The 22,407-nt window shown below is 40.3% G+C and carries 21 protein-coding genes; 13 read left to right on the top strand and 8 right to left on the bottom strand.

Annotated features, from left to right (window positions below; all coding sequences use genetic code 11):
- Nucleotides 1–113: 113 nt before the first annotated feature.
- From F993_RS12785 to F993_RS12800, 4 genes are all read right to left on the bottom strand, one after another.
- The gene (locus F993_RS12785) at nucleotides 114–1,625 is read right to left on the bottom strand and encodes a hypothetical protein (protein ID WP_004653499.1); all 1,512 of its coding nucleotides are present in this window, start codon (nucleotides 1,623–1,625) and stop codon (nucleotides 114–116) included.
- Between the two features lie 348 nt (nucleotides 1,626–1,973).
- Nucleotides 1,974–2,582, bottom strand: a complete 609-nt coding sequence (locus tag F993_RS12790; protein ID WP_004653498.1) for a hypothetical protein — start codon at nucleotides 2,580–2,582, stop codon at nucleotides 1,974–1,976.
- 112 nt (nucleotides 2,583–2,694) lie between these two features.
- Complete coding sequence (gene yghU / locus F993_RS12795) at nucleotides 2,695–3,546, bottom strand: glutathione-dependent disulfide-bond oxidoreductase (RefSeq protein WP_004653497.1); 852 nt, start codon at nucleotides 3,544–3,546, stop codon at nucleotides 2,695–2,697.
- Between the two features lie 115 nt (nucleotides 3,547–3,661).
- The gene (locus F993_RS12800) at nucleotides 3,662–4,579 is read right to left on the bottom strand and encodes a LysR family transcriptional regulator (RefSeq protein WP_032812451.1); all 918 of its coding nucleotides are present in this window, start codon (nucleotides 4,577–4,579) and stop codon (nucleotides 3,662–3,664) included.
- Nucleotides 4,580–4,689: 110 nt separating this feature from the next.
- Here F993_RS12800 and F993_RS12805 point away from each other — a divergent pair, with 110 nt between their 5' ends.
- From F993_RS12805 to F993_RS12835, 7 genes are all read left to right on the top strand, one after another.
- Nucleotides 4,690–5,121, top strand: a complete 432-nt coding sequence (locus tag F993_RS12805) for a CidA/LrgA family protein (protein ID WP_004653494.1) — start codon at nucleotides 4,690–4,692, stop codon at nucleotides 5,119–5,121.
- A gap of 10 nt (nucleotides 5,122–5,131) precedes the next feature.
- Entirely contained in the window at nucleotides 5,132–5,821 is a 690-nt protein-coding gene (locus tag F993_RS12810; RefSeq protein WP_004653493.1) for an LrgB family protein, read from the top strand.
- Nucleotides 5,822–6,036: 215 nt separating this feature from the next.
- Nucleotides 6,037–6,522 (top strand): sigma-70 family RNA polymerase sigma factor, encoded by a 486-nt coding sequence (locus F993_RS12815; RefSeq protein ID WP_004653492.1) that lies wholly within the window; start codon nucleotides 6,037–6,039, stop codon nucleotides 6,520–6,522.
- Nucleotides 6,523–6,529: 7 nt separating this feature from the next.
- A complete protein-coding gene (locus F993_RS12820) occupies nucleotides 6,530–7,498 on the top strand; it encodes a FecR domain-containing protein (RefSeq protein ID WP_004653491.1) in 969 nt (322 codons plus the stop codon).
- A gap of 69 nt (nucleotides 7,499–7,567) precedes the next feature.
- Nucleotides 7,568–8,146, top strand: coding sequence for a biliverdin-producing heme oxygenase (locus tag F993_RS12825; protein ID WP_004653490.1), 579 nt, complete (start codon nucleotides 7,568–7,570; stop codon nucleotides 8,144–8,146).
- Nucleotides 8,147–8,157: 11 nt separating this feature from the next.
- On the top strand, nucleotides 8,158–8,616 hold the full coding sequence (locus F993_RS12830) for a YbaN family protein (RefSeq protein ID WP_004653489.1): 459 nt from the start codon (nucleotides 8,158–8,160) through the stop codon (nucleotides 8,614–8,616).
- Between the two features lie 84 nt (nucleotides 8,617–8,700).
- On the top strand, nucleotides 8,701–11,391 hold the full coding sequence (locus F993_RS12835) for a TonB-dependent receptor (RefSeq protein WP_004653488.1): 2,691 nt from the start codon (nucleotides 8,701–8,703) through the stop codon (nucleotides 11,389–11,391).
- Between the two features lie 74 nt (nucleotides 11,392–11,465).
- Here the strand turns inward: F993_RS12835 and F993_RS12840 are convergent, their stop codons facing one another.
- From F993_RS12840 to folE2, 4 genes are read right to left on the bottom strand one after another with little or no spacing between them, the layout of a single operon-like run.
- Nucleotides 11,466–12,821 (bottom strand): dihydroorotase, encoded by a 1,356-nt coding sequence (locus F993_RS12840; RefSeq protein ID WP_004653487.1) that lies wholly within the window; start codon nucleotides 12,819–12,821, stop codon nucleotides 11,466–11,468.
- Nucleotides 12,811–13,371 (bottom strand): gamma carbonic anhydrase family protein, encoded by a 561-nt coding sequence (locus F993_RS12845; protein WP_004653486.1) that lies wholly within the window; start codon nucleotides 13,369–13,371, stop codon nucleotides 12,811–12,813. Before F993_RS12845 ends, F993_RS12840 begins: the two co-directional genes overlap by 11 nt.
- A gap of 20 nt (nucleotides 13,372–13,391) precedes the next feature.
- Nucleotides 13,392–13,811 (bottom strand): phosphoribosyl-AMP cyclohydrolase, encoded by a 420-nt coding sequence (gene hisI / locus F993_RS12850; RefSeq protein WP_004653485.1) that lies wholly within the window; start codon nucleotides 13,809–13,811, stop codon nucleotides 13,392–13,394.
- Complete coding sequence (gene folE2 / locus F993_RS12855; protein ID WP_004653483.1) at nucleotides 13,805–14,707, bottom strand: GTP cyclohydrolase FolE2; 903 nt, start codon at nucleotides 14,705–14,707, stop codon at nucleotides 13,805–13,807. Before folE2 ends, hisI begins: the two co-directional genes overlap by 7 nt.
- A 112-nt stretch (nucleotides 14,708–14,819) precedes the next feature.
- Here folE2 and F993_RS12860 point away from each other — a divergent pair, with 112 nt between their 5' ends.
- The 6 genes from F993_RS12860 (at nucleotide 14,820) to F993_RS12885 (ending at nucleotide 22,377) form a co-directional block, all read left to right on the top strand.
- The gene (locus tag F993_RS12860; protein WP_004653482.1) at nucleotides 14,820–15,533 is read left to right on the top strand and encodes a D-Ala-D-Ala carboxypeptidase family metallohydrolase; all 714 of its coding nucleotides are present in this window, start codon (nucleotides 14,820–14,822) and stop codon (nucleotides 15,531–15,533) included.
- 4 nt (nucleotides 15,534–15,537) lie between these two features.
- A complete protein-coding gene (locus F993_RS12865; RefSeq protein ID WP_004653481.1) occupies nucleotides 15,538–15,927 on the top strand; it encodes a Fur family transcriptional regulator in 390 nt (129 codons plus the stop codon).
- Nucleotides 15,928–15,951: 24 nt separating this feature from the next.
- Nucleotides 15,952–17,175: a zinc metallochaperone GTPase ZigA gene (gene zigA / locus F993_RS12870; protein ID WP_004653480.1), complete on the top strand. Its 1,224-nt coding sequence runs from the start codon at nucleotides 15,952–15,954 to the stop codon at nucleotides 17,173–17,175.
- Nucleotides 17,176–17,301: 126 nt separating this feature from the next.
- Nucleotides 17,302–19,467 carry a TonB-dependent siderophore receptor gene (locus F993_RS12875; RefSeq protein ID WP_004653479.1) on the top strand — a complete coding sequence of 722 codons (2,166 nt, stop codon included), beginning with the start codon at nucleotides 17,302–17,304 and terminating at the stop codon, nucleotides 19,465–19,467.
- Nucleotides 19,468–19,737: 270 nt separating this feature from the next.
- A complete protein-coding gene (locus F993_RS12880; protein ID WP_004653478.1) occupies nucleotides 19,738–20,424 on the top strand; it encodes a hydrolase in 687 nt (228 codons plus the stop codon).
- Between the two features lie 78 nt (nucleotides 20,425–20,502).
- Complete coding sequence (locus tag F993_RS12885) at nucleotides 20,503–22,377, top strand: amidohydrolase (protein ID WP_004653476.1); 1,875 nt, start codon at nucleotides 20,503–20,505, stop codon at nucleotides 22,375–22,377.
- Nucleotides 22,378–22,407 lie beyond the last annotated feature (30 nt).

Raw genomic sequence — 22,407 nt, 5'->3', positions numbered from 1 at the left:
AATTTCACCAATTATGCATGATAATGATAATTATTTGCAACAAAGTTTAAGTAAGCCATAATAGAACAAAAATTATTTTTGTTCTATTACTCTAATTTTAAGCTATGGACTTATTAGAATTTCTCTCTGATCCAGCCATACGCAGCAGCGAAGGGCAAGGCCGTTCTAGCCAAGTAAGGAACATGCCATAAACCACCATGGTTGGCATTTTCCATAATCAGTTCCAAAGGATGCGCTAATGGCTTCTCTGGGTTGGTAGCGCTGTCAGGATTATTTAAATCATGTACCCAAAGTGCCGCCATAATTGCATTGGTTGTTTCAGGGCTAAAAGTTTCGACCTTGAACAAGTCAGCACCTGCAAAGGCTGCTTTCAGGATTGGATTTTTAACTACTGAGTGTGTGGTGGTAGAAGGAGCAATATTGATTACCGTCTTTTGCCCACGTGCACGAGTGTGAATTGCAAACCATTGCTGGAGACGTTTGGCCAGTGCATAGTTAGGACCTTGTTCAATCACCATACAATCGGAGATGCCATATTGTTGACCGTTATCTGATTCAATTAATTGTTCAGCATTGGGTTTAAAGAAGTTGCTCAACGAAATATTGTGAATGGATTTTGTCAGTAGTTTTTCTAGAGCTGGACGTTGCTGAATCTTGTTTTGGATCGAATGAACGACGGATTTTGGAATTGCATAAATGTCAGTTGGAGTCAGCATAAACATAATGCTGCTATCGGGTTTCAGTTGGCTCACTTGTTCCATAATGCTAATCATGGCAATGGAAACACGCACATGTTTCTCACCATCTAAATAAGCAATACCCGCTAGGTCTAAAGGCTCTTTAAAGGTATTGAGCCAATTCGCAATTTCTGGTGTTTGAGTTAATAGATTCGCACCAAGCTGTTTCTCTTGATTAGATAAGGTTAATTCTGGAGCGATTAAGGTGGCATTGCCTTGCTGAACGGTTTGGGTGATCTTTTCCCAGATTTTAGGATTTGGTAAATCAATAGCGACAATATTGGCACGCCATTTTGCCAGCCAACTTAAAGGACCTGCCTCTGATGCAGCGCCAAACAGCACCATCGTTCGGGTAGACAAATCAAACCATTCTGGGTGTGCTTGCAATAAACGTAATGCTTTTGCATGACTCGGTTCTATGATCTGCTGTTTTTCCCAGCGATCAATTTGATCTAATAGTGCTTGGCCCTGTAAATTTTTGCCTTCAAACGGAATAGACCAAGGTTCAATGCTTGAACTGCCAGAACCTTTGAGTACATAAGTATCAAATGGCTGATCCTGAATACTCGACATCGCTTGTTCTAAAGTCGTTTGTTGTTCAGCTCGGTTATATGTAAATAAGGCTTTTGCTGCATCTAAGCCATGTTGTGCAATCAATAGTGGGTTTTGGGTAGAGCGAATACCAGCTTGAACAAGCTCTTGAAAGTAGGTAGGGTATTTTTTTCGCCAATTTTTTTCAGAGTTCAGTTGAGTGGCATACGGTGAATCAACACTTTTGAGTGCAGCATGCAAAATTTTCTTTGCCGTATCTGTGGTGCTAGGAGTCTTTTTACCTGACTGAATGGGAAATTGTATTCCAGCAATTTTAGACTGTAATTTATTACTCAACTCACTACTCCCATCTATTGAATCCAGAAATCCTAGGTTAGGATGTCTCTATGCTTTTTCCATTGTATCTTTCAGAATAAAGCCAAATCATGAAATACAAAATAGCGAAAATAGCGCAATTGATTGACTTTTTTGAATAGAGAAAATGTTGCAATAAATTTGTTGATTGGTGGAAAAATCTTTTTTATACAAATTGTTATGATGAAATAAGTGCTTTTATATTGATTACATTGATAGGTAAAATATTACTTTATACATACTTAAGTTGCTTTAATGAATAAGCTATTACAGTCAGATGAGTATTTTAAATCAACGACTAATAGTCACAATATGCTGAATTATCGGCGCTCATTTCAAAGAGGATGAGGCTGATACAGCAATTGTGTTGGCACAAGTATTTTTTGCGGACTCAACAAATTCCTCTAATCCCATTGTCTCAGCTTTCACTTTACAGCGATATATTACCCCATACATTGGATGTTTTTGCTCATTGGTCATATAGTAATTTTTAACATGAACAAAAGAATAATAATGGAACAGGGTAGAGTTTTCATCGCCGTCATAGACATATTGCGTACCTGTAAAATGGATATGCAAGGATTTGGTTTGGTTCATTAATTCATCTAAACTATCCATAACTTCATGAGTACAGATGTCGAATGCTTTTGTTTCTTTTTTATCAAGATTTTTTAAGTAATCACTAGCGCATTGTCTGATATACGCTTCATAAATCATTCCGTTTTCTTTCTTAACCGAAAAATATTGATAGCTTTTATTAGCAAGTGTCTTTATTTGGTTCTTTTCAATAAATTCTTTTCCATTGATTGTAATTAATGATTCTTGCACATCTTTATCAAGCAAAAGCGATAAGTTTTTTGCTAAACAAATTGACGAACTGAGGCTCAAACACATAAATAAGGCGAGAATTCGATAGGATAATAATTGATATAGTGTCATGTGTGCACCATAGAAGATATTGCTTGTTTTTTAGTAAGCTATTTCTTTCATTGAATTGCATCTAAAATTTTTATGCTAGCGAACTAGCATAAAAATTTGATCTAAATCTTTTTTATTGAAGTTTATCCTGCGTTTTGGTTTCAAAATCACTTGCATCATGTCGTTCATGTAGTTGGGTTTCCAAGTCTCCGAAAGTACGATTGACCATTCGTCCTCGTTGCACAGCAGGACGTGCCAGAATCGCATCTGCCCAGCGTTGTACATGTTTATATTGATCTACAGCTAGAAATTCATCTGCATTATAGACCCAACCTTTGACCAGACTGCCGTACCAAGGAAAAGCCGCAATATCGGCAATGGTGTATTCTTTACCAGCCAAATATTCATTTTTCGCTAAATGCTGATCTAAAACATCCAATAAGCGCTTGGTTTCCATAGCAAAGCGATTAATGGCATATTCAATTTTCACAGGTGCATAAGCATAAAAATGCCCTAAGCCACCACCAAGGTAGGGTGCGCTTCCCATTTGCCAAAACAGCCAGTTCAGACATTCGGTGCGTGCAGCGATATCTGTTGGGATAAAGGCTTTAAATTTTTCAGCCAAATAGAGCAAGATCGAACCTGATTCAAAAACACGGATTGGTTGATTTTGACTATGATCCACTAGAGCTGGAATTTTAGAATTCGGGTTAATTTCGACAAAGCCACTACTGAATTGCTGGCCTTCTCCAATTTTAATCAACCACGCATCATATTCGGCATCTTGATGTCCTAATGCCAACAGTTCTTCTAGTAAAATCGTGACCTTTTGTCCATTGGGTGTTGCCAATGAATACAACTGCAATGGATGTTTCCCGATAGGTAAGCGATGTTCATAACGGCTGCCTGACGTCGGCTGATTTAAATCGGTTTTTTCTCCAGTCCATTGCCAGATTTGTGGGGGAATATAGTTTGAATCGCTCATTGTTATTTGCCATATGATCAACAGATCATTCTAGTCTAGGCGAGCTGGGTCAAGATTGGGTAGCTTTTTTGTGGCAAAGCTTTATCCATTTTTCTGCAAACGTTATTTCAATCTTTTATTGCTCTAACGTAGACTTAATCTTTTGAAAATGTTGATGAATCACATCGAGCCATGCCCGTACTGCGGGAGAGACAGGAAGGTTCTTTTTCCATGCCATGGCCAAATGCCATTGAATGTTGGGCTTTTCCATCGGGATTGCTGCGAATAACGTAGGATCAAGCATATCGGTATAATATTTTGGTAGTAGGGCAATGCCCATACGTTGTAGCACCATATCTGCCAATAAATTCCATTGACTGGTACGGCAAGCAATACTTGGATAAAAACCATGCTGTTGGCAGGAGTCAAGAATAATACTGTTGAGCGAAAAATTTTCAGGAAACATCAAAAAAGATTGGTGTTGCAGTTCTTCCAGATTTATTTTCTTGCGGGTTGCCCAAGTTGCATCTCTTCTCAATACCACCATCAGTGGGTAATCACACAGCTCGATACTGTTGAAAATTTGATGATCAAACGGCTGTAATAACACACCGACATCCAGTTCATTACTTAACAGGGCTTGCTCGATTCCTCGAGAACCGACTTCGAGAAAGGCAAGTTCGATATCTGGCCATTGTCGATGATAATCAAACAGGGCGGTGGTGAGCAGTTGTGAACCGAGTGGAGGGACACCGAGTTTTAAGGTACCTGTTTTTAATTGTTGATAATTTTCAATTTCCAGAAAGATATTTTGTTCTGCTTGCAATAATCCTAGCGCATGCTGATAAACACGTTGTCCGATTTCAGTCAGTTCAACATGTCTTTTTCGACCATGTTCAGGTTTTACAAACAATGCGACCTGAAGCTGTTCTTCAAGCTGTTGCAGCATTTTACTGATGGTCGGCTGAGTCAAGGAGAGTTCTTCAGCGGTACGGGTAAAGCTTTTGCTGTTTACCAAACTGACAAAGCATTGTAATGATTTTAGTGAAAGCATAACAAACTTAAAATTATTCCATTTAGGCATAATTTTAGCATGAATAATTCATATTAAAGCGATACACACTGGATAAGATAATCATGTTGTTCACCATTTGATGTTGTTAAATGAGTACCGAAGCTGTTTCTAGATCCATCCCGCAAAATTCACTATTGCAGTTGGTTAAACAAATTTTGATTCTTGCTGCATTTTGGTTGGCTGGTTATGTCTTAAACCAGAAACTGGGCATCCCGATTTCAGCAGGCATATTGGGAATGTTTCTATTGCTTTTCAGCCTGTTTTTTAAAGTCATTAAGATGGATCAAGTGGCAATGGGCGCCACCTTTGTCTTAGGGGAATTATTGCTATTTTTTGTGCCTGTAGTGGTGGCTGTCGTGCAATACAAAAGTCTATTTATGGCTGAAGGCTGGCAAATTGTATTGAGTATTGCCGTCGGTACTATTTTGGTTATGTTGAGCACCTGTTTAACCATCCATTATTACAACCGCTTAAAAAGCTATCTAAATGAACGTAAACGCTTTCAGCATAAGCACATCTAAGGCCGTCAATATGAATATTTGGTCGATTCTTTGCTTGATCTGGACGCTGCTTGCTTACATTGTGGCAAAGCGTGTCTATCAAAAACATCCTCAACTATGGCTATCACCTGCGATTAGTGTGCCCGTACTCACAATTCTGTTGATGGCAATCTTTGGAATTTCATATCAGACCTATGCGCAAGATACGCAGTGGATTGTGAATTTACTCGGGCCAGCAACCGTTGCATTCGCTGTGCCAATTTACCGTTATAGAGAAACGATTCGTAAAAACTTGGGTGTGCTTTCGATTGCGATTGTCGTCGGGATGAGTGTTGGTGTGATGTCTGCCTATGAGATGGCAAAGTTATTTCATTTTAGTCCTGAAGTCACCAATAGCTTGATGGCACGCTCTATTTCAACACCTTTTGCCATGATTTTGGCCGAAGATATTCACGGTTCGGCGGCTTTGGTTTCTTTGTTTACAGTGATTACAGGCTTGGTCGGGATGATTTGCGGTGATGCCATTTTAGCGATTACCAAAATCCGTTCTAATGTGGCAAACGGCGCAGCATTTGGTAACGCAGCGCATGGCTTCGGTACGGTGAGAGCGCAACAGCGTAATAGTGAAGAAGGGGTAATCGCAAGTTTAACCATGGTGATTGCGGGTATTTTGATGGTATTGGTTGGACCATTTGCGATTCATTTATGGATGCTAATCTGAAGCATTAGAATGGCTCTATAAATATGAAATTTAATCAATTATAACGGATTTTCAAAGCAGTGGATTGAACGGCATTGGATGTTAAAACCAGTAACATTCAATGCCTGTGAACAGAACAATAAAATTAAAAAAATACCTTGAGAAAGAAAAAGAGTCGTTTTTATTCACTTATTTTTTGTTAAGATATTGCTAATAATTCTCATTCTCCTTTAAAAATGTCTGATCCCATCAATACACTCTATCGTCATCATCACTCTTGGCTATATCAATGGTTAAAGCGACGTCTTAATCACAGTGAGGATGCTGCAGATTTAGCCCACGATACCTTTATTCGTATTCTGAAACGTAAAGACCAGTTATATTTTGATCAGCCACGGGCACTATTGACGACAGTTGCGAAAGGATTGTTAATCAACTGGTACCAACGTAAATCTATAGAAAAAACTTATTTGGAGGCGCTTGCAAGTCGAGCTGGATATGATGAAATTACGCCTGAACAAAAACTCTCAGCAATCGAATCTTTATGCTTAATTAATCAATTACTCAATCAGCTACCTGAACGCCAACAGCAGGTCTTTATCTGGTCGCAACTCGAAGGGCTGACACAACAGGAAATCGCAACTCGCTTGAATATTTCGACACGGACTGTTATGCGAGACTTGGTGGCTGTATTGACTCAATGTCTAGCTGTCATGGATTAATATTTAAATGACCCAAGCGCAAATTTTTACTGAAGCTGCTGAATGGATTCTAAAAATTCAGGCCGCTAAATTGACCGAAGCTGAGCAATTCGAGTTAGAACAATGGAAAGCTCAAAGTTCTGCCCACCAAATAGCATGGTCTAAAGCAGAACGCTTATTGATGAGCCTTGATTATTTTCCTGAGAATGGGCAAGAACTTATCAAAACAGGTAATCGTGCGGCTCAGTTTAAATGGACCAAACAACTTGTGGTGGCTTGTTTTGCCTGTTTAGGAGGGCTGGTTGCTTGGCACTCTGATTATAAATATTGGTGGTTAGCCGACTACAGCACGGCAAAAGGTGAACAAAAATTGGTGAGGCTTGAGGATGGAACCCAACTTCAGCTTAATACTGATACTGCCTTAGATATCCGTTATACATCCCAGCAACGAACGCTCCAGTTACATTATGGCGAAATACAGATTCATACCGCACATGAAAATCAGGGCTATCGTCCATTTTTTGTCGAGACTCAATCTGCTCATTTACAAGCACTAGGAACCGTTTTCAATGTGCAATATCTGCAAAACCAGCAACAGCAAACATGCTTGGGGGTCATTGAAAGTGCAGTTAAAGTTACCTTGAATCAATCTCAAAAAATGACAGTTGTGCATGCAGGAGAACAATTATGTTTTGATGACACAGACTTTAAAGCTTTGAGTATTTTAGATTCAAATGTATTTGCTTGGAAAAACCAGATGATTATGGCATTTGACATGCCTTTGGCGCAGTTATTCCAAGAGATCGGACGTTATCAACATCAGTATATCGAAATTGATCCGCAATTGAGTGGATTAAAACTCTCAGGTTCCTATCCCGTAAATAATTTATCGGATTTACAGGCAGCGCTGGAGTTGAGTTATCCCGTCAAAATGGATCGATATTTAAATGATCATTTGATTAAAATTCAGGCGAATAATAAAGGAGTGAAAAAATAATAAAATTAATTGTCAGCTTTTGCGTGTTGAACGGGTAATACAGTTATAGCAAACACACTGGAAAAACTGATGTCAACTTTACTTGCGACCAATCAACTTGCCTTACGTTTAAAAAACGAAACTGCGAGTCAACATGAATATATGCATCAATTAATGCACCAAGCGCAAGTCTTTTCAGATTTGCAGCATTATGCTCAATTTACTTTAGGGCAATATTATTTTCAGCAAAATGTTGAACATTTGTTCCGCCATACTGAAGTCTCTGTGCTGATTACCGACTTGGATATTCGTGGACGTTCACAAGCTGCATTATTAGATTTAAATGACCTTGGGATCAGACCTGCTGTACAAGAACTCGTTACTGAAAAGGTTGGTTTTGCTGAAGCCTTAGGTTGGATCTATGTCTCTGAAGGTTCAACTTTAGGAGCCGCTTTTTTATTTAAACAGGCACAACAACAGTTAGGGTTGTCTGCAGATTTTGGGGCACGCAATTTGGCGGCCTATCCAGAAGGACGAGCAAAAGTCTGGAAGCATTTTATCAATGAACTGGATACGGCGGAGTTGAACCAGAATGAACAGGAGCAGGTGATTCAGGGCGCCAAGCAAGCCTTTGATTATTTTGGTAGCTTGTTAAAAAATATGCTCTAAGCACAAAATCTATGCAAAAAGATGCGTCCTTAGCTCAACAGACCAAAAGTGAAGATTCAGTTCATACTGAATCTTCTCCATACATACACAAAGTGAAACTTCATGCATCATCACTGGTGCGTGGTGTTTATATTGTTTTGGCCATGCTCTGTTTAATTTTAGCCGTGCTGGGCATAGTTTTACCGGGCGTACCTAGCTTTGACTTTCTATTTTTAGCCACTTTTTTCGCAGCTAGAAGTTCTTCAAGATTACATCGATGGTTGCTTCAAAATCGCTATGTCAATCTGCTACTGGTGCAATATCAGGGTGGGTTTAAAAAGATTTCCCGCTTACGTAAGTTCATGCTGACCTTTAGCTGTGTATTGATTTCAATCAGTTTATTTTTTTCTTCCATACATATGCATTTAAAGTTAAGCATCCTATTGATATTGCTTATTTGTTTAGTCTGGGTATGGAGCAGATCAGAATAAATTGAAAGTTAAATGTCACATTCTTCGAAATCACTGGGTAATAGTTAGTGAAAATGAAAATCATTACCTAATGTGGATCTCCTTATGAAATTCAAACAGCAAACTTTGGCAATTCTCATACATTGTGTCTGTATGCACGGGGCTTATGCCGAAATCACCTCGTTGGTTACAGCTATTGAGAAACCGGCTTCGGAAAAATATTATCAAATTCCTGCAAACCAATTGGGTTATGTGCTATCCAGCTTTGCTGCACAGTCTGGCATTGTCTTAAGTTATGATTCCAAACTGCTAAAAGGCCTGAAAAGTAAGGGCATTACCGGTCAATATTCTGTGCAAAAAGGCTTTGATTATCTTTTGGCAGGTCAACCTTTTCGAATACTTCAGCAAGGCTCTACTTTTGTATTGGTTGCTAAAGCTCAAGCTGTGCCCGAATATTCCAATAAAATCAGTGTCGAAGGTCAGCGCATTGCGCCCTTTAACCAGATGATGACAGATGTTGTTGTTCTTCCTGAGATTAAAGTGAAAGCGGAACAACAAAAAGCAAAGGTGAACACCAGCCATCTTGATCGAGAACAGATTAATCGCTTTAGAGGGACGGGTAATGGTGATGTTTTTTCTGATATTGCCGGGGTACAGGTCAACAGTTTAAGGAATGAGGCAGGTGCAATTGACATTGGAATTCGCGGGATGCAGGGAGAAGGGCGTGTTCCAGTGGTGATTGATGGTAGTCTACAATCCAGTCATACCTTTCGAGGCTATCAAGGAGAAAGTGACCGTACCTACATCGATATGGATTTGATTAGCCAGATTGAGGTCGAAAAAGGCGCTTCACGCGCAAAATTCAGTGTAGGCGGGATTGGTGGCATTGTAAAAATGCGAACCTTAAGCGCAAATGACATTCTGCTTCCTAACCAAAATGCGGGTGTTATGCTTAAAGGTAATTTTTATAACAATAATAAAACGCCGCATACTTCCGATAATGAAAAAGAGCAAATGTCTTACCTGCTCCATAATAAAATTTCTTCAAACAACTTTCAAAATGGTGCTGGAACACTTGCTCTGGCTTATCGCAATGAGATGTTTGACTTGGTGGCTGCCTACAGCAAGCGTGAGGTGGGCAATTACTATGCTGGAAAACATGGTATTGATTATTACGAGAAACGAGATATTGTCGACGTTGGTCCAGGTCAGGAAGTCGTGAATACCAGTTTTCAAAGTGATTCAGGCATTATTAAAGCAGGTGTCAATATTACCGATGAACACCGTGTCGAAGTGAATATGCGACGCCATGTGCAAAAAGCGGGTGAAGTGATGGCGTTTTATTGGAATCGATCGAAAGTCATCGATCCGAATTCACCACCACATGGCTATATTGATGGCGAGTATGTTGAGCCACAATATATTGAAAATGCGTATAGCATGCCACAATGGTCTCTCGGTTCGGCCGCCATTAATGCCTTGAGCGGCAGTTATACCTACAAGCCTAAACAGAATAATTGGGTCGATCTGGAACTGGGTATCTGGCATACCAACGCGAAATATCGTCAACATAATGGTTTTGGTGGTATCAGTGGTTCTCATTATGGTGATCAATATTGGGATAGTTTCCAAGATTATCGCAGTGGTTTAAACCTAGAAAACACCAGTAAATTTGAGACTTTAACCTTAAATTATGGTTTAACCTATGATGAACAACGGATGAAGCCGCGTAATCTTATTGATCATGAAATTGGACGTAATGGATTACGTAAAGAATCCTCAGTCTTTCTTAACGGCGACTATATTTTTAACGATTTCACCCTCAGTCTAGGCAGTAAATGGCATAAGGCAAAAGTAAAAGATTATGGTGATCAATATCGGCCAATGACACCAGTCGCTCATTCAGACGTAAATGCAAAAGGTTATGCATCACGTCAATATGAGGGGAAAATAGACTGGATGTCTCAGTTGAACTATCAAATTGTGAATGGGATTGATGTCTATGGAAAACTCTCAAATAGTTACCGTAGTCCAAGTCTGTTTGAATCGACAGTGTCGGGCCAAACCTTTAGTTATGATCCGGACTTGCCGATCAAAGCAGAAAATTCTCGTCTGATAGAATTGGGCTTTATTGGAGAGCGTGACAATCTATTCTCGCCAGCCGATCATTTAAAATTCAATATTAATTATTTCCGTAACCAAACCAAAGATTTTCTAACTCAAGGCGTGCAGAAAAAAGAGATTGAAAATCAGATTACACCAGATTTTATTCTTCCTTACACAACCACCTATACTTTCGTAAATTACAATCAAGTTGTACTCAAAGGTTTAGAGTTCGATCTTGCCTATCATCACCCAAGTTTCTTTACCAGTTTGAATGGAACCTTGTATCAAGCACCTAAGGTTTGTCCTGCAAGTAAAGAAGATTGTAATGAAGTCGGTGATTCTTGGAGCTTGATTTCAACTCGTCTGCCTCCTCGCAAGATTTTCAATCTGACCATAGGTAAAAACCTGTTGCAAAATAAACTCGTTCTGGGTGCGCGTGCTAAATATCATTCCGAAAAGAAAAACCCGAAAGGTTGGTTAGCGGGTACAGGCGTAAGTGGACGGGCAGTAACTGAGATTTCCTCTGAAACCTTAATTGATTTGTTTGCGAACTATCAGTGGAATCCTAATCTGGCACTTTCCTTTAATATCGATAATTTAACCAACCGTTATAACTTTGATCCTGGTACTGTGATAGGAATGCCTATTCCTGGGCGTACGATCAAAGCTGGTATAGAAATTAAATTCTAAACAGCAAGCTATTCAAGCCCTAAAGTTTAAGTAGGGCTTGAATAGCGACTTTTTCAATTGATGCCTAACCGAGTTTAGCGATCTATGTCCAAGGCCTGACCTTGGCAATTTAAAAATAACTGCTGCTGATGCCAAGCCAGTTGGCCTGAAACAATGGTGGTATCGACCTGATAACGGAAAGTCCTATCCTGAAATGGGCTCCAATTACAGTGCATATAGTTTTTTTGATCTTTCACTGCGATTGCTTGATGATTCTTACGCAATAACACTAGGTCAGCCCAATAGCCCTCTCGAATATAGCCCCGATCTTTGATCTTAAACAGATCAGCAACTTGATGAGAAGTTTTACGCACCAACGTTTCGATACTCAATTTTCGATCTGCTACCAGCTCCATTAGTGCAGGCATTGCATGCTGAACCAGTGGCAGGCCAGCTGGAGCATTTAAATATGATTGCTGCTTTTCATCCCATGTGTGTGGTGCATGATCAGTTCCAATAATATCTAAACGATTACTCTGGGCAACGGCTGCGATGAGCGCCTGTTTATCCTGTAGGGTTTTAATTGCTGGGTTACATTTAATTAAATGCCCAAGTGTTTCGTAATCTGAATCATCAAAACTGAGATGATGAATACAGACTTCTGCAGAGATATGCTTTCTGTTTAAAGGCAAATTTTTAAATAAGCAGAGTTCTTTGGCCGTTGAGATATGCAAGACATGAAGTTGAGTCGCATATTTTTCGGCCAATGAAACTGCTAGGCGCGAACTTTCAAAACAGGCATGTTTATCACGAATTTTAGGGTGCATTCGCGCGGGAATATCTGCACCGTATTGTTGTAAATGCAGCGCTTGTTGCTTTTTGATCTGAGGTGTCGATTCGCAATGGGTCAGCAAGATCGTCGGGACATTGGCAAATAAACGTTCTAGCGTTTTGGGATCATCCACCAGCATATTGCCTGTAGATGCCCCCATAAAAACTTTGACACCGCTGACGAGTTTTGGATCAAGTTGTTCAATGAGGTCTAAGTTATTTGCACTCACTCCAAAATGAAAAGCATAATTTGCTCGACTCTGCCGTGCTGCAATCTGCTTCTTTTGCAGCAAACTTTCAAGATCTAATGTCGGGGGATTGGTATTGGGCATATCCATATAGCTGGTAATACCACCAATTGTGGCTGCCATGGATTCTGAGGCAATATTTCCTTTATGCGGTGCACCTGGTTCTCTGAAATGAACCTGATCATCAATCATGCCTGGGATAAGCCAAGCCCCTTGAGCATCAATGGTTTTTGCATTAAATATTCCTGTTATTGTTGTCGCTATTTTTTCAATTCGACCATTTTGAATAAGCACATCTGCGATCTGCTGCCTTCCTTCATTGACCAGATTAGCATTGCGAATAATGATGTTTGGATACTGTTTAAAATTCATTGTGTAATGCCTTGTAGCCTTTGACCAACTCAATATTGGTGGTGACGACACTTTCTGAAAACTCACTGATCGAGATATCAATAGGAGGATATTGGCTTAAATCAGTTTTTGGATTGATATAGCTCATAGCCGGTACATAAAAATATGCAGGTAAATCTCGTCCATCGACAACGGCATTGTGTCGGATTGCACTGTGAGCGCCAATCTTGCAGTTAAACAGCACGCTGTTAAATCCCACAAAAACATGATGGCCAATTTCACAAGGCCCATGAATAATGGAACGATGCGCAATAGATGAGTTCTCGCCAATGATCACAGCGGCACCTGCTTTGGAATGAATCACCACACCATCTTGAATATTAGAGTTAGCGCCAATGCTGATGGGTTCCATTTCTCCATTTTCATTGGTTTCATCGGCGCGAATGACAGCATAAGGACCAATAAACACATTGGCGTGTACTATCACTTTGCCACAGATAATGGCGGTTTGGTCCACATAGGCGGACTGATCAATGACAGGCAAATGCCCAGACGGGTTTTTACGTAACATAGGATGACCGTTCGAATAAGTTAAAGCATGGGTTCAGTTAAAATTGTGACTTGATCAGTTGCTAGCCCCAGATAAAAGCAGTTGGGACGCCGTGTATGGCAGGCAGGACCAATTTGATTGACCACCAATAACAGGCTGTCGCCATCACAATCGAGTCGAGCCTCAGTCAAATATTGGCGATGACCTGAACTTTCACCTTTGCGCCATAAACATTGACGAGATCTGGACCAATAACAAACTTGTCTGGTGATTAAGGTTTCAAGTAGAGCCTCTCGATTCATCCAAGCCATCATCAAAACAGCTTTGCTTTGCTGCGCTTGGGTTATGACCGGAATCAGTCCATCCTGATTCCATTTGATCTGTTCAAATACCCTGTCAAAATCGAATTGCTGTCCCAGAACTGCGTGCTCCATTTGCTCAAAGATCGTTTGTTCTACCATTGCCATGAACCCTGAGCGACTGCATCGTGTGCATGTAGGCTTTCTGCATGAATGACTTTGAAATTGAAAGCTTTAATACTGTTGTGATGGATAAATGTGCCATAGAGCCGTCTCAACGCATCTTCACAAAACATCAGGTTTTGACCATTGGCAATTGCAAAGGCCTGCTCATCAATGCGTTTGACTGCGGTTTGTACCGGCGTCATTAAAGCTTGTTCAGCTTGATTGATAAATAAGATCAATGGGATGTGCTTTATATTTTGATCTAATTTGAAATGAAGAATGGCAAAGCTTCTTTGGCTATGTGGTGTTGCCGCAATGGCATCAGTTCCACTCAGCCAATTCATAATATCGTGTTGATCAAGACGGATTTCCTGTTTTTGCAGTGCCGATTCAAACCGTTGCTGAATAATGTTTCTAGAAAGGGCGGCAGAACACGGGCAGGTCGAAGAATAGGGGATTTCGACTTTAAGTTCAGCATCAAATTGATCATTTAACAGTTGGCAGGACAATACAAAGGGATAGCTTTTCCAGCCTGATAATTTACTAATGAGGGCAGGTCTTTCAATATAGAGTTCGCTATGAATTTCAATTCTGGCATGTTTGGATAAATCGTGATGGCTTGTCAGAAAATCCATTAGCGTCAATTTAAGATCAGCTAAGTTAATATTTTTAATCGTGGTTAATTTTAAAAGGCGTGTATATAAGCGTGACATATGAATCCCCTTGGCTAAAGGGTCATCCAGACTGACATAGGCATTGACTTGGCTTTGACAGCGGGTATTTTCAATTGTTACAGGTAATGCAATTTTCTCCATGCCAACCCAATCAAGGGAATGGCCAAATGCCTTTGCGAGTTTAGATTCAGCAGAGATATCAGGAAGGGCAGAATTCATTTGTCGATTTGCTTCAGTTGTAATGCATATTGTTATGTTATAACATAACAATATGCATCGACAAGTTCGCTGCGTAGTTAATTTGAGTTGAGAGAGTCTGGCGAATCAAACAATGAAAAAAATTTATCTATTTGGCTGCATTTGTGCGCTTTCTGCCTGTCATTCCCCACATCAAACGATTCAGCCACAACACACGGCTCTACCTCAGGCCAATCTCACACGACCTGAATTGATTGTGCAGGAGAAGCAAGTACCAAGCTCATATCAATCGTGGATGAGCCAACCGAAATATCAACAGCAAATACAAGCCTACAAAAAATTTCTAAAGCGTCAGGGGCTTAATTCTTATATTCCAGATTTCGAGTTTTTTCAGACCGCGAGAGATTGGCAAAAATGTAACTATGTTGAATATGAAATTCCCCCCAGAGAGCTATGGGGCAATATTGTTCCGACATTAAATATTTTAAATCAATGGATTGAACAAAAGCTGATTGATCAGTTTACCGTGACTTCGGTTTATCGAAACTATGAGTTAAATCGGTGTGCAGGTGGCGCAAATGCCTCACGGCATGTTTTTAATGCTGCATTGGATTTTCGTATCGGAAGTGAAAACCCCGATCTAATCGAACAGACACATATTGAAGAGACCAAAGCCAAACTTTGCCAATTTTGGCAAGACCACGGAGATGCACTCAATTTGGGCTTAGGTGTTTATGCATCTGGACAAATCCATATTGATACGGCGGGATATCGCACATGGGGAGTAGACCATCGTTATAGCTCATCACCGTGCATAAATAATTTATCCAAAAATAATAAGGTGTAAAAAGATGAAACTCGCATTCGCCCAGCAAAAAATTTTAGACATCTTAAGCGCAGAAAATAAAGCCATGAGTGCTTATGAACTGTTAGAAAAGGCCAAACCTTATGGTTTTCATGCACCAATGCAAATTTACAGAATTTTGAAAAAGCTCACAGATCAATGCCTCATCCTAAAACTGAATACATTGAATATGTACGCCAGTAAACAAGCTGAAATGAGTTCCAACTATCAACTTATCACAATTTGTACAGAGTGTCAGAGCGTACAAAGTATCACTATTCCACAGCTACACAGCTGTGTTGAAACCACAACCAAAGCGAAAAATTTCAAGCCTCAATACCCATATTTAGAAATATTGGGGCAATGTTTTTCATGTGCTGCAAAACACCAAAGCTAACATATTTAACCAGTGAGAAAGCCAATGAATTCTTCTTTAGCCACTCCATCCAAACTCCCTGTAACTGTCTTGTCAGGATTTTTAGGTGCAGGGAAAACCACATTACTCAATCATATTTTAAACAATCGCGAAGGACGCAAAATTGCAGTCATTGTCAATGATATGTCGGAGGTCAATATTGATGCAGCATTGGTCCGTGAGGGCGGTGCCGAGCTGTCAAGGACTGATGAAAAGCTGGTAGAAATGAGCAATGGCTGTATTTGTTGTACGCTGCGAGAGGATTTACTGATCGAGGTTCGTCGTTTAGCAGAAGATAAACGTTTTGATCAATTGGTGATTGAATCTACAGGAATTTCGGAACCATTACCCGTTGCAGAAACCTTTACCTTTGAAGATGAAAATGGCATTTCTCTGTCTGAGTTTGCTCGCCTGGATACCATGGTTACTGTGGTTGATGCTTATAATTTCCTTCAAGATTATCGTTCTGTTGATAGTTTAACTTCACGAGGGGAATCACTAGGTGAGCAGGATGAACGGAATGTGGTTGATCTTTTAATTGATCAGATTGAATTCTGCGATGTGATAATACTGAACAAAATAGATCTGATTGATGAAGAAGAAAAAGAAAAACTGTTGGCTATTTTACATTCACTCAATCCCAGAGCAAAAATTGAAATTTCTGAATTTGGGCAAGTTAATCTGGATAAAATTTTAGATACCAAGCTATTTGATTTTAATGAAGCCGCACAAGCTCCTGGTTGGCTCAAAGAATTAAGAGGAGAACATACGCCTGAAACTGAAGAATATGGGATTGGTAGTTTTGTCTATCGGGCTAGACGACCTTTTCATCCACAACGTTTTTTTGATTTTATTCATTCTGAATGGCCGGGTGTTATTCGCTCAAAAGGCTTTTTCTGGTTGGCATCTCATCCTGAATTTGCTGGTTCTTGGTCTCAAGCTGGTGCAATGGCCAGACATGGTGTAGCAGGGTATTGGTGGGCAGCTGTACCAGATGAACACTGGCCTGAAGATCAACCAAGCCGCGATGTCATCGCAAAGAATTGGGATGACGCAACTGGTGATGCACGACAAGAACTGGTGCTGATTGGGATGGAAATGGATCAGGCGGGACTGACTGAACAGTTTGATGCCTGCTTATTAAATGATGAGGAAATGGCCTTAGGTGCAGCGCAATGGCAGAAATTTGAAAATCCTTTTGAAGAATGGCATCAGGTCGTAGCCAGCTAAAGCGCAATAAGCTGAAAAAATATTAGTTCTGGTGCTTAACATGCTTGTTCTATCTGAGAAAATTGTGAATACTCATGCCCGCAAAGTGTAAGCTTTATTATTATCTTTTGGGGTTAGGCAACGATTGTGAAAACGTATCCATTTTCTCGTTTACAAAAAGCATTATTGGCGGTTGGTTCATTTTCATGTATCGGATTAAACACCGTATCAGTCCATGCTGACACGGAAACACCGCGATTAGCCCCAATTATGGTAAAAGCTGAAATTTCTGAGCCTGTTTACGCTCAGCCTAACGTAAATTTATCGGGTTTTACCCAGAAAAATCTTGCTGAAATTCCTGCTTCTATTCATACGGTGACAGCCGCGCAGATTGCGGATCAACATGCCAAGACCCTAACCGACGTGGTGAAAAATGATGCCGCTGTCGGTGAGGGTTATGCACCAATTGGTTATTATCCAAACTTTATGATGCGTGGTTTTGCCTTGAATTTAGGATCAAGTTACTTACTGAATGGTCACTTGGTCAGAGGTGAGCAGAATATTGCACTTGAAAATAAAGCGCAGGTTGAAATTTTAAAAGGCATTAGCGCGCTACAAAGTGGCATGTCAACGCCGGGCGGTGTAGTGAATTATGTGACCAAACGCCCTAAAGATATTCGTTCTATTACACTGGAAACAGATAGTCATGGGGGCAATCGTGTAGCAGCGGATGTTGGTGGTTTATTAGGTGAAGATCAGCAATTTGGCTATCGAGTCAATCTCGCCAAAGAAGAAATCCATCCGTATGTCGAACATGCCAATGGACAGCGTTGGTTTGGTTCAGTCGCTTTGGACTGGAAAATCTCAGATCGTTCAAAACTCGAATTTGATCTTGAATCACAACGTCAACGCCAACGTTCCGTACCCGGTTACCAATTACTTGATGGTAAAAAAGTACCTACAGATGTGGATTGGGATCGCTTATTGGGTTATCAGAGCTGGGGCAAACCCGTCACGAATCAAAGTTTAAATACTGGCTTAAAATATACGTACCAAATCAATAATAACTGGGCTACGAATCTAAGTGCTTCACAAAGTCGAGTGGTGGTCGATGATTACTCTGCTTTTGCATGGGGTTGTTATAGCGAAATATGTCAAACGACAGGCTTAGGTAATACTTTTGACCAAAATGGAAATTACGATATTTATGATTTCCGTAGCCCAGATGACAGTTATCTCACCAATCAATTTAAAACAGGTTTAAGTGGAAAATTTAACACTGGCACTTGGCAACATACACTAAATTTAGAATTATCTAATAGTTATAAACGCCATACGCAGCATGATCCAATCAATGAATTAGTCGGTACTGGAAATATCTATACAGATAACATAACTTATCAACCTTCAAATGCAACCTTGGGTAAGCATTACAAGTCATTTAGCAGTCAACAAACGGCACTTAATCTGCTTGATCAGATTGATTTTAATCAGCAATGGTCGATTCTGGCGGGTGGAAAGCTGCTGCATCTAAATGAAGATGCTTATGATGCAGAAAACAAGAAAATCAGAGATACCAACTTTAATCGCTTTTTACCTCAATTTGCGTTGATGTATCAGCCTTGGCAAGGCACCAATGTCTATGCTTCCTATGCAAAAGGTCTGAGTGATGGTGGACAAGCACCGTGGTATGCCGAAAATAAATTTGAAACATTAGCACCAAAACATTCAACTCAGTATGAAATCGGTATTAAGCAGCAGTGGCAAGATTTATTGCTAACAGCCGCATTGTTTAATTTAAAACAAGACAACCAATATACAGATACAGCCAGTAATTTTGTTGCTGATGGCGAACAACACAATCTTGGCTTAGAACTCGGTGCGCAAGGTCGTGTAGCTAAAAACCTAGATATCACCTCGACTTTAGCATTGACACGTTCACGCTTGAAGGATACTCAGTCAGCCGAATATCAAGGCCATCAAACTCAAAACATTCCTGCTGTCCGTTTTGCGAGTTATCTGTCTTATCAACTCCCACAAGTGGAAGGACTGCGTTTACTGGCGGGTATGCAGTACAGCAGCAGTAAATATGCAGAGAAAACTGGTACGGTAAAAGTGTCGGGCTATACGGTATTTAACGTAGGTACAGTTTATAATTTCCGTGCTTATGGTTATGACAATACCGTGAGATTAAATGTAGATAACCTATTTAATAAAAAATATTGGCGAGATGTAGGCAGTTTCTTCGGGGATGATTACTTATTCCTTGGTGCGCCGCGTACAGCACAGTTGTCATGGACTGTAAGTTTCTAACTCACTTGAAAATATAAGCATTCTCTTTATCTATAAAAGATAAATCGAATATTTTGAAAAGACCAGTTAAGCTATGAGCTGGTCTTGTTCTTTAATGTCATACAGAAATAATCTTTATCAGTATTTTAATAAGTATGAAATATCACGTAAATTCAATATATTTGTTTTATAAATAGAACAATTCGTCTTAATAATGCTGCTGTGTTCTTTTTCTATATTTGCAATATTAATCCTGTGTTCAGAAAATATCGATAAACAAGGAAATTCAATATGAGCAATTCAAACTTAGAATTATTAACTGCGCAAAATAGCCAAATTATTTTTATCGACCATCAGCCGCAAATGGCATTCGGCGTACAGTCGATTGATCGTCAAGTACTTAAAAACAATACAGTAGGTTTAGCAAAAGCTGCCAAAGTTTTCAATATTCCAAGCATCATTACAACCGTTGAAACAGAAAGCTTTTCAGGTCATACCTATCCAGAACTATTAGATGTATTTCCTCAAGCACCATTATTAGAACGTACTTCAATGAACTCTTGGGATGATCAGAAAGTACGTGATGCCTTAGCAAATAATAAACGAAAAAAAGTAATTGTTTCAGGCTTATGGACAGAGGTATGTAATAACTCATTTGCTTTAAGTGCGATGCTAGAAGGCGGTTATGAAATTTACATGGTTGCAGATGCTTCGGGAGGTACCAGCAAAGAAGCACATGACTATGCAATGCAACGAATGATCCAAGCGGGTGTCATTCCAGTGACATGGCAACAGGTTTTACTTGAATGGCAACGTGATTGGGCAAAACGTGATACTTATAATGCAGTGATGAATATTGTTCGGGAACATTCAGGTGCCTATGGGATGGGTGTCGACTATGCATATACCATGGTACATAAGACAGCAGAACGTAGCACTTCAGCACACGAAGTATTGGTGCCGATTGCAGCGAAATAACTAAAAATGGTGGAGTCATGATATGCCTCCACTAGCTAAAACTGAAAATAATAAGGCTAGACTCGGAGGGAATGACTGATGTCAGACGTTCAATTGATTTTAAGAAATGCCAAAATAACCACCCTTGATGAACAGAGTTCAGAGGCGCAAGCGATTGCAATTGCTGATGGAAAAGTTGTAAAAACGGGCAGTGATGATGACATCATGCGCTTATCAAGCAGTACCACCAAAGTGATTGATTTAAATGGCCGTCGAGTCATTCCAGGTTTAAATGATAGCCACTTACATATTATTAGAGGTGGTTTGAACTATAATATGGAGTTACGTTGGGAAGGTGTTCCTTCGCTCTCAGATGCATTGAGGTTGTTAAAAGAGCAGGCAGAGAATACGCCAGCACCACAATGGGTTAGAGTCGTGGGCGGTTGGACTGAATTTCAGTTTGTGGAAAAAAGAATGCCAACGCTGGATGAGCTGAATCGAGCCGCTCCAGATACCCCCGTATTTGTCTTACATCTTTATGCCAGCGCCATGCTGAATCGTGCTGCACTTGAGGTACTGGGTTTTAATAAAGATACGCCAGACCCACCAGGTGGAAAGATTCAGAGAAATGAGAGAGCTGAGCCGACTGGACTGCTTCTCGCGACACCATCCGCAATGATTCTCTATTCTACTTTAGGAAAGGCACCAAAACTGCCGCTTGAAGATCAGGTCAATTCTACACGTCATTTTATGCGTGAACTAAATCGTTTAGGTATTACCTCCGCAATTGATGCGGGAGGTGGTGGTCAAAATTATCCTGATGATTATGAGGTGATTCAGTCTCTGCATAATAATGATCAAATGACAGTTCGGATTGCTTATAACCTATTTGCGCAAAAAGCAGGAGAAGAACTTGATGATTATAAAAAATGGACGGAGATGACATTCCCTGGTGATGGCGATGAATTACTGAAGGTAAACGGCGCAGGGGAAAACCTGACATGGTCAGCAGGAGACTTTGAAAATTTCTATGAACCACGACCAGATTTACCAGAAAAGATGGAAGCTGAACTAGAAAGCATTGTTGAGTTGTTGGCTGAAAAGAAATGGCCATTCCGCATTCACGCCACCTATGATGAAAGTATTAATCGTTTATTGAATGTCTTCGAACGCGTCAACGGTAGACAGCCTTTTGCGACGCGTTTCATTATCGACCATGCTGAAACTGTTTCAGATCGAAATATTGAGCGGATTGGTGCTTTGGGTGGGGGTATTGCGATTCAACATCGTATGGCTTATCAAGGTGAGATTTTTGTTCAGCGTTATGGTTTGGACGCTGTAAAATCGACTCCGCCTGTGAAAAGAATGCTGGAGTTAGGCGTACCCGTTGGGGCGGGTACGGATGCGACACGTGTTGCTTCATATAACCCATGGGTATGCTTAAGTTGGTTAAGTACAGGCAAAACAGTGGGTGGTTTACCACTTTATGATGAACAAAATCTATTAGACAGAAAAACAGCGTTAAAGCTTTGGACCAAAGGCTCTGCATGGTTCTCTGGAGAACATCAGCATAAAGGTGCATTAAGTTCAGGTGAGCTTGCCGACCTGATAGTGCTTTCAGATGACTACTTTAATGTAGAAGATGATGAAATTCAGTGGATTGAGTCTGTTCTGACGGTGATGAATGGAAAAATTGTCTATGCAGGTGCAGAGTTTAAGGATCAAGATCCATCGATTCCACTAGCATCACCAGATTGGTCACCAGTCAAACGTTTTGGTGGGCAATGGCGACGGTCAGAAAATCGCAATGCATCTTCGTTATCACCGTTACAAAGTAGCTCGGCAGCGTGTGCGTGTTCTAGTAGCTGTGGTATGCATGGGCATAGCCATGCATGGATGCTGGATGTGCCCATTAATGACAAAGACAAAAAGTCTTTTTGGGGTGCATTGGGCTGCTCTTGTTTTGCTTTTTAACTTGGATCCGCAGATAGATTTCACTTTATT

Origin of the sequence: Acinetobacter proteolyticus (genome assembly GCF_000367945.1) — a bacterium.
GTDB lineage: Bacteria > Pseudomonadota > Gammaproteobacteria > Pseudomonadales > Moraxellaceae > Acinetobacter > Acinetobacter proteolyticus.
This window is presented reverse-complemented; position numbering and strand designations above follow the sequence as displayed.

Excerpts from the sequence above, each read along its gene's own strand:
- F993_RS12790 (WP_004653498.1), bottom strand. The coding sequence starts at position 2,582 with ATGACACTATATCAATTATTATCCTATCGAATTCTCGCCTTATTTATG.
- yghU (WP_004653497.1), bottom strand. The coding sequence starts at position 3,546 with ATGAGCGATTCAAACTATATTCCCCCACAAATCTGGCAATGGACTGGA.
- F993_RS12800 (WP_032812451.1), bottom strand. The coding sequence starts at position 4,579 with ATGCTTTCACTAAAATCATTACAATGCTTTGTCAGTTTGGTAAACAGC.
- F993_RS12805 (WP_004653494.1), top strand. The coding sequence starts at position 4,690 with ATGAGTACCGAAGCTGTTTCTAGATCCATCCCGCAAAATTCACTATTG.
- F993_RS12810 (WP_004653493.1), top strand. The coding sequence starts at position 5,132 with ATGAATATTTGGTCGATTCTTTGCTTGATCTGGACGCTGCTTGCTTAC.
- F993_RS12815 (WP_004653492.1), top strand. The coding sequence starts at position 6,037 with ATGTCTGATCCCATCAATACACTCTATCGTCATCATCACTCTTGGCTA.
- F993_RS12820 (WP_004653491.1), top strand. The coding sequence starts at position 6,530 with ATGACCCAAGCGCAAATTTTTACTGAAGCTGCTGAATGGATTCTAAAA.
- F993_RS12825 (WP_004653490.1), top strand. The coding sequence starts at position 7,568 with ATGTCAACTTTACTTGCGACCAATCAACTTGCCTTACGTTTAAAAAAC.
- F993_RS12830 (WP_004653489.1), top strand. The coding sequence starts at position 8,158 with ATGCAAAAAGATGCGTCCTTAGCTCAACAGACCAAAAGTGAAGATTCA.
- F993_RS12835 (WP_004653488.1), top strand. The coding sequence starts at position 8,701 with ATGAAATTCAAACAGCAAACTTTGGCAATTCTCATACATTGTGTCTGT.
- F993_RS12840 (WP_004653487.1), bottom strand. The coding sequence starts at position 12,821 with ATGAATTTTAAACAGTATCCAAACATCATTATTCGCAATGCTAATCTG.
- F993_RS12845 (WP_004653486.1), bottom strand. The coding sequence starts at position 13,371 with ATGTTACGTAAAAACCCGTCTGGGCATTTGCCTGTCATTGATCAGTCC.
- hisI (WP_004653485.1), bottom strand. The coding sequence starts at position 13,811 with ATGGTAGAACAAACGATCTTTGAGCAAATGGAGCACGCAGTTCTGGGA.
- folE2 (WP_004653483.1), bottom strand. The coding sequence starts at position 14,707 with ATGAATTCTGCCCTTCCTGATATCTCTGCTGAATCTAAACTCGCAAAG.
- F993_RS12860 (WP_004653482.1), top strand. The coding sequence starts at position 14,820 with ATGAAAAAAATTTATCTATTTGGCTGCATTTGTGCGCTTTCTGCCTGT.
- F993_RS12865 (WP_004653481.1), top strand. The coding sequence starts at position 15,538 with ATGAAACTCGCATTCGCCCAGCAAAAAATTTTAGACATCTTAAGCGCA.
- zigA (WP_004653480.1), top strand. The coding sequence starts at position 15,952 with ATGAATTCTTCTTTAGCCACTCCATCCAAACTCCCTGTAACTGTCTTG.
- F993_RS12880 (WP_004653478.1), top strand. The coding sequence starts at position 19,738 with ATGAGCAATTCAAACTTAGAATTATTAACTGCGCAAAATAGCCAAATT.
- F993_RS12885 (WP_004653476.1), top strand. The coding sequence starts at position 20,503 with ATGTCAGACGTTCAATTGATTTTAAGAAATGCCAAAATAACCACCCTT.